Source organism: Paenibacillus camelliae, from assembly GCF_023715345.1.
Lineage (GTDB): Bacteria > Bacillota > Bacilli > Paenibacillales > Paenibacillaceae > Pristimantibacillus > Pristimantibacillus camelliae.
On the sequence record NZ_JAMBNY010000009.1, the window covers coordinates 77,463 to 91,059 of the forward strand.

At 45.1% G+C, this 13,597-nt stretch carries 6 protein-coding genes and 1 pseudogene; 2 read left to right on the forward strand and 5 right to left on the reverse strand.

Annotated elements, in window-relative coordinates:
• Positions 1-26 precede the first annotated feature (26 nt).
• On the forward strand, positions 27-863 hold the full coding sequence (locus M3180_RS14860; RefSeq protein ID WP_251668854.1) for a helix-turn-helix domain-containing protein: 837 nt from the start codon (positions 27-29) through the stop codon (positions 861-863).
• 111 nt (positions 864-974) lie between these two features.
• On the opposite strand, the gene M3180_RS23135 is transcribed toward M3180_RS14860, so the two are convergent.
• On the reverse strand, positions 975-1,841 hold the full coding sequence (locus M3180_RS23135) for a cohesin domain-containing protein (protein ID WP_490715380.1): 867 nt from the start codon (positions 1,839-1,841) through the stop codon (positions 975-977).
• Here M3180_RS23135 and M3180_RS23140 point away from each other — a divergent pair.
• Positions 1,840-2,322 carry a hypothetical protein gene (locus tag M3180_RS23140; protein ID WP_490715381.1) on the forward strand — a complete coding sequence of 161 codons (483 nt, stop codon included), beginning with the start codon at positions 1,840-1,842 and terminating at the stop codon, positions 2,320-2,322. The two genes, M3180_RS23135 and M3180_RS23140, sit on opposite strands and share 2 nt — an antisense overlap.
• Positions 2,323-2,447: 125 nt before the next feature.
• Here M3180_RS23140 and M3180_RS14865 read toward each other — a convergent pair.
• The 4 genes and pseudogenes from M3180_RS14865 to M3180_RS14880 all read right to left on the reverse strand — a co-directional run.
• A pseudogene (locus tag M3180_RS14865) lies at positions 2,448-7,307 on the reverse strand (rhamnogalacturonan lyase family protein); the annotation flags it as partial.
• Positions 7,308-7,340: 33 nt separating this feature from the next.
• Positions 7,341-8,342, reverse strand: a complete 1,002-nt coding sequence (locus M3180_RS14870) for an S-layer homology domain-containing protein (protein ID WP_251668858.1) — start codon at positions 8,340-8,342, stop codon at positions 7,341-7,343.
• Between the two features lie 324 nt (positions 8,343-8,666).
• Positions 8,667-10,973: an AraC family transcriptional regulator gene (locus M3180_RS14875; protein ID WP_251668859.1), complete on the reverse strand. Its 2,307-nt coding sequence runs from the start codon at positions 10,971-10,973 to the stop codon at positions 8,667-8,669.
• A 212-nt stretch (positions 10,974-11,185) separates the two neighbouring features.
• A complete protein-coding gene (locus tag M3180_RS14880) occupies positions 11,186-13,576 on the reverse strand; it encodes a glycoside hydrolase family 95 protein (RefSeq protein WP_251668861.1) in 2,391 nt (796 codons plus the stop codon).
• Positions 13,577-13,597: the final 21 nt, after the last annotated feature.

Here is a 13,597-nt window from a genome sequence, read left to right on the forward strand (position 1 = left end):
ACCATATAAGAATATGGAGGTTTTTTATGAACCGTCGCATCGTCCCTGCCACACTTGCAGAATTACTGCCCCTTCAGCTAGAAACGATCGGAATTAATACGGAACAGGAGTTAATCGAGCGGCCATCCGGCTATCCTTATTTCCACTGGCTTCAGACATTGAGAGGAGAAGGCGAGCTTGTTACAAAAAACAAAAGCTGGAAGTTGACCGAACGCTCTGGAATACTGCTCGCCCCAGATACGCCACATCGATATGAAGCGAAAAGCAGTCTCTGGCAAACGGGATACATTACCTTTCATGGCAGCCTTGCGGAGCATATCGTCCAAGCTTTAGGCTGGAATACGATTGAACGTTTTCAATGGGAAGCAGAAAATGATACAATATCTAAAATTTTCATTCAAATTATGGAGATCAATGATGCTGGAGGCGATCCTTCAGGGTGGCATTCCTCCTCACTGCTGTACCAATTCATCACATTGCTTCGAACGGAGGCTCGAACAGAAAGCCAACCATCCATATCCAAGCGCCTGCAGCGTGTTCAAATACTGCTTGATTGGCTAGAAAATGAGTACGCTAATCCAGAGGTCGGTTTAGCACAAATGGCAAAGCAGCTAGGGATAGGTGAACGACAGCTAAATGAAAAATTTCGTGAGCTATTCGGTCAAACGGCCTATCAATATTTAATACAGCTGCGTATTCGCAAAGCAAAGGAATTGCTACCCTCAAGGCCAGAATGGACCATTCGTAAAATTGGTGAAGCGGTCGGTTTCCGAGATGCGAGTCACTTTGTAGCAACATTTCGGTCAAAGGTCGGAATGACTCCTGAGACCTATCGCAGGTTATACGGAATGGTACCAGAGTAAAAGCTCTACGAAACCTTCAATAGTTGTTGTAATGATGTAGCGTAATAAAAGAGGGACCGCTCCTTATGGAACGGTCCCTCTTCTCTGCAATTGCTTATGCTAATATCCTCGTTACGACTGTTCCTCAGCAATCAACTGTGCAATTGCTGCAAGAGTTTGGATGTTAATTACTTTAGCTTCCAATACATCAGCCGTTTCAATCTCAGACCATGATTCATCATCAGCAGTGACACCATAATACTTCACTAACAGTGACAAATCAGCAATGGAGATCGGACCGGAGCCTGTTAATGTAACACGTTCATTGCTAAAGGCTTCGATCGCTTCCTGAAGGGCGGACAAGGCTGAAGCTGTATGACCGTTATTTTTTGCTGCATCAAGCGCTTGCTTTAGCTTAGCTATTGCTCCTGCTTTGTATTGTCCTACCTTTTCACCTTCTACTGCACGCTCTAATATCGTTGTTGCAGCAGTGATCTCTTGTTCAAGCTTCGTGCTGTCGTTATCTACAGCTGGAGGTGGTGTGATAACTGAGCTTGGTACTGCAAGGATAGTAAACGTGTGCTCAGCTTCCTCTAGCTTGATATAGCCGAGCTTGCCCTCTGCTGCCACTTCAAACTTTGTAATCTGAATACTTGTTTTACCACTTGGCTGGCCTGATTTGACGATACCATTCAAGGTGAACAAATCTGTAGCCGTTTCAATTATGCTATCTTCTTCTGTCACCAATATGATTACTCTTACCTTTCCGCTAGCTGGTTGTACTGTTGCACGAATAACCTGTAGCCGCTCATCTAGATTAGTAATTGCACCAGCATCTAATTCATAAGCTCCTTCATCATCTTGAACCATTCTAAAATCTACTTTTGACGGATCATATTCAAACTCAATATCAATCGCACTAAATGCGGTCTCAACTTCAGCTACATTAATATTTAGTGAAACAAAGTGACCTGAGCTAACCGTTGCTGGTCCACTCATCTCCCCAGCACCCCATGGAGTTGGCTCCGGTGTTGGCTCTGGTGTCGGTTCTGGTGTCGGTTCCGGTGTCGGAGTCGGTTCTGGTGTTGGTTCTGGTGTTGGCTCTGGTGTTGGTGTCGGTTCTGGCGTTGGCTCTGGTGTCGGCTCCGGTGTCGGAGTCGGTTCTGGTGTTGGTTCCGGCGTTGGTTCCGGTGTTGGTTCTGGCGTTGGTTCTGGTGTCGGTTCTGGCGTTGGCTCTGGTGTCGGCTCCGGTGTCGGAGTCGGTTCTGGTGTTGGCTCTGGTGTTGGTGTCGGTTCTGGCGTTGGCTCTGGTGTCGGCTCCGGTGTCGGAGTCGGCTCTGGTGTCGGTGTTGGCTCTGGTTCCGGTGTCGGTGTCGGCTCTGGTGTTGGCTCTGGTGTTGGCTCTGGTGTTGGTTCTGGTTCAGGCTCCGTCACAATAACTGCTGCAGCAATCGGTAGCTCTGACGCTTGTAACAACTGAGCGACCATGCCAGCTACCATATTGGCACCATTCATTTGCAAATGCGTATTATCCTCTGTTGCACCCACCCACATAAATACATCCTTCGTGCCTTCAGGTCCAAGCTCCTGGAACTTCTCCCAGCTCACGTGATTAAGATCAAGCAGCGTCGTTCCTGTTTCCACAGCAACTTCCTTCATCGCTGCTACATATTCAGGGAAACTCTTATTCAATACATCACCTGTAAAATCTCTTCTATTTACAGGAGATACTAGAACAGGAGTTGCTCCTCTTTGGTTAACGCCATCAATATATGTTTTTAAGTACACTTTGAACTCTTCAGGTGTTAGGTAACGTTCAGGTCTAGATGGTGTGGAATCGTTATGTGACCACTGCATGAACAAGTAGTCGCCCTGATGAATATCTAGCAGAATCTCATTCAGATGACCGCCTACTAAGAACGTTTTACTGCTTAATCCACCTATTGCTCGGTTATCGACGGTAACATCATCCACGTTGAGATAGTCCTGTAATCTTTCACCCCATCCTGCTTGTGGACGATAGCCCTCAGCGTAATTAGCTACAGTAGAATCACTTGCTAGATAGATCGTCGGCTTCTCAGCTACTCCATTGCTGTCCAGCTTCGTAATGGTCAGTGCATTAATTTTTGCAGAGGTTCCCGAAATATCAAAGTTAAACACACCATCAATTAAAGCAATATCGTACTCAATGACGCTATGTTCGTTAGCTGGAATTGTCGTCGATGCAACTTTACTCATTTGCTCTGTAACCACTGCTACATTCGTTGCTTCTGCGCTATCACCGATAACCATCTGTACGTGATAATTTGCAGGCTCCATCTCAACAAAGAAGGTATTCGCACCTGTACGTATGAAGTCCTCATTCAGTGCGTTGCCAGTTTCTCTGTTTTCCTCAACGAGCAGTGATGTATCTAAGAAGCCATAATGATTGCCTGGAATATAAGCTCTCGTTGCGTCGACCTTAATGTAGCCTTCTTCTGCATTACCTGATCCAAAGTCGAATTTAACCTCGGTAACAGGAGCAGCTGCTTCTGTCGTTAATGAATCCCGCGCTACCGTCAAAACATTCAATAAATGCTTAATCTGCTCCGCTGTCAAATTATCCTCGATCACAGCTCCGACTTCAGCGAGAGCATGAGCTAGCACTGCTTTCGATTGTTCAGTATAGCTAGAAGTATCCATTGTGCTTATCTCATTATAAAGCTCAACTAACAATGATTTATCCCCTTCAATCGGTGGTAAAAATTCACCCATAATCTTCACATTGTCCAAATACGTCGTCCAATCTAGATTTCTACCAGATGCTCTTGTTCCAAGGAAACGAATCGCACGAACATTTTCCTGATAGCTGATTCCAGAAGGAATCTCAATACCTGTAATCGTGCTCGTTTGATTGCTGTCTGCTCTGCTTGTTAGCGTCAGATCCATCGTTTTCGCTTGATAATTGATCGTAAGATCTACGTTCACCCACTGTTTATTCATTACAGTACTTGATGCGCGATCATCACCGTTTGGACCAATGGCATAGTCGATAGCCGTTGGGTTTGAATCTGATTTGGCATATAACGTTAGAAGAATATTTTCATTGCTGTCTTGTATCGAGATCGTACCTTCATTTGGTGTTATTCCAATCGTACCTGGATGCCAATCAAAATTCATCTTGATGAGGTTGCCGCCAATAGGGTCGAACAGACGGAATACTCTTGCACGCGGCCCGCTGCCTCCACCAGTAAATCTCAATACCGTTGACCCGTCATATTCCTCAATAAATGGTGCAAGTTGCCCGCCATACCCCGTTGCATTCACGATAGAATAGGCATCTACTGAACCATCCGGCTCAAAATCCTCTTCGAACACTTGTGCTTCAGGCTCCGGCTCTGGCATAACAAACTCAGGATCAATGACATATGGCGATATCGTGAGCTCCAATTCTTCAACTGCTTCTGCCACTATCTTGGCAATGGCTTGTGCTCCCAGCTGGCTAAAATGCGTATTATCACTTACACCATCCGGATAACGAGGATACTCTCCTGGATTGGTATGCAGGAAGATTTTCTCTGTTGCAGCAAGCCCTACTTCATCATAGAATGCAATGCTAAGACTGCTCAGATCAATAAGTTGAACATCGTTTTGCTCGGCAACCTCTCTCGCGGCATTTACATACTCAGGGAAGCTCACATTGAACTGCTGTGTAACAGTATTAAAGTCTCTGCGTCCAACCGGAGTTAACACAATAGGTGTTGCACCTCGTTGTTTTGCCCCATCTATATAGCGCTTGAGATACATTTTATAATCCTCTGGCGATGCATAACGATCTGGAATGCCTGCAGATGCATCGTTGTGGCCAAATGAGATAAAGAAGTAATCTCCTGGCTTAATCTCATGCAAGATGTTGTCTAATCGACCATCGAATAAAAACGACTTACTGCTTCTACCGCCAATCGCATGGTTTTTCACGACAACCTCGGAAGAGAAGTAACGCCCAAACTGCTCACCCCAGCCTTGCTGTGGGGCAAACATATCACTATAGGATTGCATCGTTGAATCCCCAGCCATATAGATGGTAACTGCTGAGCCGGCTGATTTAGCTGGATACTTCTCGATCACCATTTCTTTAATGCTGTTCGCTGTACCGGTAAATGTAAACTCTAGCTGATTATCTACTACCGCTATGTCAAATGTACGAGTGTAGCCTTCACCTGCTGCTATAGACGTATTTGCAAGCTTTTGAACGTACTCTGACTTCAGCCCTATATGACTTTCCTCAGTCGCGTGACCAAGCGTTACCGTTACTCGATAATTCGCATTAGGCACATTAACCTGGAACGCACTGCCCTCTGTAGCGGTAACCTGCTGTTCACCTACCGTTACTCCTGCAATATGATTAAAGCCATAGCCGGTGGCGTCACTGAACTCTGTGCTCTCCACTTGGGTAGCTCCTTCAATCTGCTGGGAGCCAAAGCTAAAACGGAACATTTCCTCTAAGCTTTGCGGTGAAGCTGGGAACGAGATATTGGCCTTAGGGAAATCTGTTGCTTCTGTTCCAAGATAAAAACCAGTATGTGGCGGCTGATTGTAGGCTACGTTTTGCCACGCAACGGCAAGACGATAGGTTGGGTCCTGCATTAATGTTGGAATGCGATAATCTGTAGGTATCATCGTGCTGTATAGTCGATATTCCGTACTATCCTCATTGCGCACTAAAAACTCTTCACGCCAATCGCCGATGATATCGGCCTGAATAGCTGGAGTCCCTTTTGTATGATTGTTAGTAAGTGCTCCTTCAGCTCTAAAAATTTCATTTAGCTTCTTATTCTCATAGTCCCATTTGTAAATGAGCGGGATTCCTTTCGCTGTGCTGTTATCCCATTGATGGTCGAATAGCTCTCGCTGAAGATCGCCATCCCACCATATCGCAAAGTTAGCCGTTTTCGGTACATCTTCATTAGATGCAACAATTGTGCCATCAGCGGCGTATAGATTAGCAATAGGTACTGCCGCTCCATCTGTAATGCCCGTCGCCCATGATTCATAGCCCGGATAGTTAGGATCGATATCTGCGGACATCCCTCGTCCTGTATCTACACCAGTATATTCTCCCCACAGTATCTCTCCTGTTGCTGCGTCACGCATCTCAATTCCATATTCTGCGCTGCGGTTTTCATGAACACTAAATACTTGGTAGCCTGCACGATTGGGATCTAGCTTGCCTGCATGCATGGCATCACCATGACCGAGGTCAGTGCTGTACATCACAGTACCATCATCATCAATCGCCAGTGCTCCAAACATAATCTCGTCTTTGCCGTCTCCGTCAGCATCGATAACGCTTAAGCCATGATTGCCCTGACCCATATACTGCTGACCATCAACATCTGTATCGAATACCCAACGTTGAGCTAACGAATGATCGATCACATCATAGGCGGCAATAACCGTTCGAGTGTAATAGCCTCTGCTGACGATGACGCTTGGTTTTTCACCATCTAAATATGCAATTGCTGCTAAGAAACGATCAACTCGGTTGCCGTATCCGTCTCCCCAATCCGCTACATTGCCTCTAGGTGGATGATAGTCAACGGTCGAAATGGCAGCACCCGTTGCACCGTCGAACAAGGTTAAATACTCTGGACCGGTTAAAATATAACCTCCATCATTGCGATGATCCGCAGATGCATCACCAATAACGACGCCTTGACCATCAATGGTTCCATCCGCAGTTTTCACGACGACTTCGGCTTTTCCATCGCTATTCAAGTCATACACCATGAGCTGGGTATAGTGCGCACCCGCCCTAATATTAACACCTAGATCCATTCTCCATAGCTTGCTTCCGTCTAGCTCAATCGCATCAATATATACGTTGCCAGTGTAGCCGCTTTGTGAATTATCCTTGGAGTTGCTCGGACTCCAGAGGAATACAATCTCGAGCTCACCATCCCCGTCAACGTCAGCTACCGTTGCATCACCAGCGTAGTAGCTGTAATGATCTCCGAGCTTCGTTCTGCCATCTGCTGGCTTATCTAGTCGAATAGGCAAATAGTTGTTATGCCATGTTGCCACACGATCAGGATCAATCGTTTCTACGCCATTAATGATGGTAGAAATCTGATAATGTGAGCTATCTGAGCCTGAGGTGTCCACATAGTTCGTTCCATTAATAATTGGCTCGTTATTAACCTTCATGCCATTTTTATATACGTTAAATGCAATATGCTCCGGATCCGTATTCAAATATCTCCAGCTCAGAAACACACCATGTTCAGTCAGAATCGCCACAAGTCCGCGCTTCAAGAATTCCATCTCTTTTACAGCAGCTGTTGATTCAGCTGTGCTCGCTTGTGTCACATTAGGAGCCAAAACGATTGGAAATGCCAGAATGATTGCTAGAAGCAACGCAACCATCGATTTTTTCGAAAAGGATTGTTTTCTTCCCACTTGCATGACGCCTCCTTCTATGCTCATTTACATAACATTAGCTACAACGTGCAATACGTGTTATTCTGCAGTTAAATTGATTAGCATTTGAGTCGCTTCTGCTCTAGTTGCATGCTTTAATGGTGCAAATGTATTGTTGCCTACCCCGTGAATCCAGCCTCTGTCTGCTGCAGCCGATACATAAGGAATTGCCCAGCTCGGTATAGCCTCTGCATCGGCAAATGTAACACTAGCCCCATCATCAATGGCAATGCTTTGTGATCGAACGATCATTGCAGCCATTTCAGCACGCGTCACTAATTTATCCGCTTGAAACGTTCCGTCGTTATAGCCTTCCACTAAACCTGCCTTTACAGCAGCAGCAATGGCACCTTTACTCCATGCTGGAATAGCATCCACATCCTTAAAGCTCAGCGATGCTGAAGCATCCGCTGTTAGACCGAGTGCCCTTACTAATATGGTGACAAACTCACCGCGGGTAATATTAGCCTGCGGACGGAACGTATCATCAGCATAGCCTGAAACCCAGCCTAGCTGACTAGCCTTGCTAATCGCTGCTTCGGCCCAGTGCCCAGCAATGTCAGTAAACAAAGCTCCAGATGCCATTACCGTTAATTCCTCCGAAACTGCAGTAAGCTCTAATGATGAATGGACTAGCTTAATCGAGGAGATGGTAAAGCTCACATGATCTGCTGGATGAAGCTTCTCGAATGTAAGGCTAGCTAGTATTGCTTCACCATCCATTCCTTTAGCCTGACCTGTTTTGGTATGAGCAAACAGCACACTGCCTTCGCTAACCATAGGGTCAGCTGTAAATCCTTCCTGAGGGCTTTTTCCACTGACAAACTTCACTTGCTCTGGATCAAATGCCACACGAAATTCATAGGCGTATACATCATCAAGCTGCTCACCCGTAAGCTCTAACACAATATTGCTTCCATCCTGCGTTGACTTAGCGCTAAACGTAGGCGATGATGCTGCCACTGCAGTGACAGGAATAACGAGCATCGCTAATAAAGCACTTGTTAAGAATAAACATAATTGCTTCTTCAGGTTAGTCATAACGTAGTCCATTCCTCCTTTTGATTTGTCCTCCAGTAACCTCTCCGATTACGCAATGGAAGCGCTATCTAGTTAGTCCTGGAGCATAGCACTTTAACAGTTAGTCCGCGCAAAATGTATGTTACCCGTTAAAGATTGACTTGAAAATCATCAGATTTGATACAGAAGGGCTGTTTTGATATGATTTCGTGCTTAACTGCTCCTCCTTAAGTAACGGATGATCAAAACCGTCCATAAATGAACAAAACATTCCAGCTCCTTAACCAATAAAAAACCTCTTAACGGAAGCATCCTTCCATTAAGAGGGGAGAGAAATATACGTATTCAATTCAACACATGCTTATTTCTATTCATTGTTTGATGCTGCTGAGATCGATATACGCTTGGTGTCATATGTTCGACCTTCTGGAAGAAGCGGTTAAAGCTTCTTATATTGTTATAGCCTACTTCCTCTGCTATTTGTTTAATCGTTAACTCGCTCGATCGCAGTAATTTCTTGGCCTGCTTAATGCGTTGTGCATGAACATAATCGCCCAAGGTCATGCCTGTCACTTGCGTAATAATTTTTCGCATATAGGAATAGCTAATACCAATTTCTTCAGCCATCTCTTCGAATACAATATCCTTACGATAATTATTGTCTAAGTAATGAATGATTTTATGTCCGTACTGAGTTCCTTCACCTGCGGTAAGCTCAAGCAAATGACTGATGATATCCTCATAAAAGCTTACAAGTGCAGCTTCTACGTCATCTAAGGTTTCAGATATTGCGAGCTGCGTATATATATTTCGATGACTTGAGAATAAATGCTGGACATTCACATTCTTCTCTCTCAAATGCGTAAGCGTCACGCCGACAAGCTGATGACAGATGTAGAGCACTTGATCTGGAGCAATATGCTGTTGGTTGCTAAAATCTTGCCATACGTTGGCAATCTCCTGCTTCGCACTATCAAAATCACATTGGTCGATATAGCTTAACATTTTCTTCTCACTTGCATTCGGATAGAAATGATTCTGCTCGTCGTCCGCTGCACTTGTACTCGAGCCATAATATATATGACCGTAGCCTTGCAGTAATCTTCTTTTCAAGCCCTCTAATGCAGATATATAATGAGATTGCACGTCATGAATCGAATAAAATAGATCACTTACACTTATCGTTATTGATTGATGAAATATCTCTACTGCCTTAAGCTGCAATGCTTTTATCAGCTCAGACAATTCCTCCTGATCCATTAATCGTGCTACGTTATCACTGTTGATGAATATCACATAATAGCCGTCTCCCTGATCTACACACTTCAGTTTTGTATGCTCCATACTTAACCGGTCAATCGCTGCAATCCATTTATAGCGATGATAGCTTCTAGCCTCGCTGCCATGCTTAATCATGTATTGGCGATAGGCATCAATCGATAGAATGGCAACTATAAAATTTCTCCGTTTTAATAGTGTACGAGCTTGCTCGGTTACTTCACCTCGTATTAACTGCTGCAAAGCGATATCATTGGTGGCCTGTTTACTTTCATTCAACAGCTGCTGCAGCTCTTCGGCCTCATCCTGCATTCTTTCAAATGCTTCTTCAAGGAAGTTAAGCTCATTTTTAGGTTGATCACCGTAATGTAGGCGATGGTTTACCATCATAACTAATTTTTTGATCGGAACAGATAATCTTTTCGTTACAATTAAGGAGAACAAGGAGCCGAATATAATCATAATAAACGCTAATATATAAATGCTTTTTTGCAGTCGGTAGATGGCAGCCATCTGCTTACTAACCTCGTATATATTAACATTCAACCAGCCAGTAGATACGGAACGACTCCACGTAACTAGCTGCCGTGCACGATCCTGCTCCCTATAGGTATACCCTGCCTCCTGACGCTCATTAAACAGATGATTGAAGAACGGCTCGTGGACAATGTTCTTAAAGAGCATCGCTTGATCGACATGAGATATAATAAACCCATTCTCATTTATCAATATATATTCATTAAAGCCTGTTTGGTTAGAGGATAAATATTGCGTAAACTCTGTTTCTAGAATATTCACCACTAAGCTGCCTTTTACTGTATTAGTCAAGCTACGTAATGGTAAAACGTAGGAGAGGATAGACTTTTCATCTGTCTGATCCCAGCGACTAAACCATACACCTTGCACGCCTTCGCTTTTCTCTAATGCTGTGTTCATCCAATGAATCGATTCGTAATTATGCAAGGCAGTAATACCTTTATCGGTAGAGATAATATAATCCGCATCCTCCATATAAATAAACGATGAATAGATGCTCGGATTGATTTTGTTTAGCTCATATAGTTCCTTTAGTATCGTAGCAGCACTGTTCACATTTGATGTATCATACGTCATACTCGCTATGGAACGAGTCTCCTGCATGCTATTCAATAACGCAGAAGATGCTATTCGCACACTATGGTCAACGATGTTCTCCATAACTTTGTCCGTTAGCTCTTGATTCGCTTTCGTCTCAGCTAAGGATGATTCTGCAATCTCACGCTCTGAATAGTTCATCATATGTGTCACACTGTACCAAACTAAGATAGCTACGGAAATTAACATTACTCCCATAAGGATCACCGTATGCTTGAGCAGCAATGGAAGGTTTTTCATCGTTACCTCTCCTTTCTACAACGATTAACGATACCAAAAGGAAGATAATATGTATGCGCTTACATTTTTATGTAATAAATATGCCTTAGAATACTTGATGGTCCATAAACTGTCAACGGTAAAGCTGTCGAACTTTCACGAACATAAAAAAAATAATGCGCTAATCCTATAAAAGAATTAGCGCATCTGCTTTACATATGAATATCGAACGATTACTCGACACCAAGCTTCGGTGTCAGCTCATACTTAACTCCTACTTCCGTTGCAAAGGAAATACAGCCAGCTTCAGCGGCATCAAGCAGCTTAACCTCTCGTCCATGCTGATCCTTCACCTCAAGCGGCACACTTGCAAAAACCGTGCATGTCTCCCCATTCAGTGATGTGATCTCCGCTTCACTCAGTGCACTATTGCTCCATTGCAAATTAACCTCAAATCCTCCACGTGCCCGCAGGCCAGTTATACTACCAGTAGGCCAAGCTTTCGGCAATGCTGGCAGAAGGCTGATTAAGCCTTGATGAGACTGAAGGAGCAACTCTGCAATACCTGCGGTTGCAGCAAAGTTTCCATCGATCTGGAAAGGAGGATGGGCATCGAAAAGATTTGCGTATACGCCGCCTCTCTCCCCTCTTGCATTCGCATCAACAAGATGAAGCAGGTTCGAGATCAAATTCATGGCACGTTCGCCATCCTGGAAGCGAGCCCATAGATTAATCTTCCAGCCAAGACTCCAGCCTGTACCACCATCCCCGCGGCGCTCCAACGACTTCCGAGCTGCAGTGAATAGCTCTGGTGCGCGCTCCTTCGTAAGCTCGCGTCCTGGATAAACGCCGAATAAATGCGATACATGGCGATGATAAACATCCTCGTCCTCGAAATCCTGACTCCATTCCTGCAGCTGACCGTGCTTACCGATTTGCAGCGGAAGCAAGGAGCTTCTCGCTTGTTCCAGCTCGGCTCTAAAGGCCTCATCCATGTCTAGTACTTCTGCAGCTTCGATACAGTTCGTAAACAAATCCCAAATCATTGACAAATCCATCGTTGAGGCAGCACTTACCGCTGCAAGACTGCCATCCTCTGTTCTGAACTTATGCTCAGGAGATGTTGATGGAGACGTAATCAGATGTCCATTCTGATCTTTAATTAGCCAGTCCAAGCAAAACAGCGCAGCTTCCTTCATAACCGGATAGGCCTGATTGCGTAGATAAGCTTCATCTCTGCCGAAGGCATAATGCTCCCATAGATGCTGACTAAGCCATGCGCCAGCCATTGGCCAGAAAGCCCATATCGGGTCACCTTGCCCAAAGTCCCCAACAGGCGAGCTTTGTGCCCATAGATCCGAATTATGATGAGCCGTCCAGCCGCGAGCACCGTAATTGATCTCCGCCGTCTTCTTGCCTGTCACGGCCAAGTTTCCAATAAACTCAAGCAGCGGCTCATGACATTCAGACAAGTTACAGATCTCAGCTGGCCAGTAGTTCATTTCTGCATTGATGTTAAGCGTATAATTACTGCTCCAAGGCGGACGTATCTCTTTATTCCAGATCCCCTGTAAATTAGCAGGCTGAGTGCCTGGGCGAGAGCTCGAGATCATCAAGTACCGACCGTACTGGAATAGCAGCTCAACCAAGCTCGGATCAGATGCTCCATACTTCTGAATTCTGTCATCCGTGGACATATGAGCTGGGCTAGTTCTTTCTCCAAGATGGATATTCACGCGATCGAATAAACTCTTATAGTCTTCGATATGCGCGCTGCGAAGTGATTCGTATGGAGAATCTAGCACCTTTGTTATATAGGCCTGAGCAAGCTTCCCTGGCTCCTTCCCCTCTCTGCCAGGTGAACGGTCGAATCCGTTAAAGCTTGTTGCTGCACTAATATATAAGGTCACCTCGGTAGCCTGCCGTACATGTAGCCCGTCCTGATCCACCGAGATGCTTCCATCACCTGTAACTGCCGCTAGTCTGCCCTCGAACGTCATCGCATTGCCTTGCCCCTCCTCTTCGAACACAATGGGCTGCTCTACACGATGATAGTTAGGTGCCACGTATACGGGCGCTTTACCTCGCACAATCCAATGTTCATCATCATGTAACGACTGAGCCTGCAAGCTGCTGTCGAGCCGAGCTGTAAAGCTCAGCATGCCTGCACTACTCGACTGTAGACGGATGACGATGACCTGATCCGGATGCGATGCAAAGATTTCTCGTGAATATTGAACATCGCCCACCTTGTATTGAACACGGGAGATGCCTTGCTGCAGATCCAGCTCTCTAGCGTACGAATCTGCTTGATCGCCATGCTCGAAAATAATAGAAAGATCACCAAACGGCAAATACGATTGTGTAAAGACGCCCTGCATCTCCTTGCACAGCTGGTCAGCCTTTACGTATTCTCCTTCCTCAATGAGCCTTCTCACCTCGGGTAGAACCTCTAGGGCGCGCGGATTATTCCAATCACGCGGTCCTCCTGACCAAAGCGTATCCTCATTTAGCTGAATGGTCTCTGTACCAACTCCGCCGAAAATCATTGCACCGAGTCTCCCGTTACCAATCGGCAGTGCCTCTGTCCATTCAATCGCTGGCTTCTGATATGTAAGCTTCATCCTATATCCTCCTTGAATTAA

What these genes read in the sequence shown, in the direction of transcription:
- M3180_RS14870 (WP_251668858.1), bottom strand. Translation starts at nt 8,342, where the DNA reads ATGACTAACCTGAAGAAGCAATTATGTTTATTCTTAACAAGTGCTTTA.
- M3180_RS23135 (WP_490715380.1), bottom strand. Translation starts at nt 1,841, where the DNA reads ATGAGTGGACCAGCAACGGTTAGCTCAGGTCACTTTGTTTCACTAAAT.
- M3180_RS14880 (WP_251668861.1), bottom strand. Translation starts at nt 13,576, where the DNA reads ATGAAGCTTACATATCAGAAGCCAGCGATTGAATGGACAGAGGCACTG.
- M3180_RS14860 (WP_251668854.1), top strand. Translation starts at nt 27, where the DNA reads ATGAACCGTCGCATCGTCCCTGCCACACTTGCAGAATTACTGCCCCTT.
- M3180_RS14875 (WP_251668859.1), bottom strand. Translation starts at nt 10,973, where the DNA reads ATGAAAAACCTTCCATTGCTGCTCAAGCATACGGTGATCCTTATGGGA.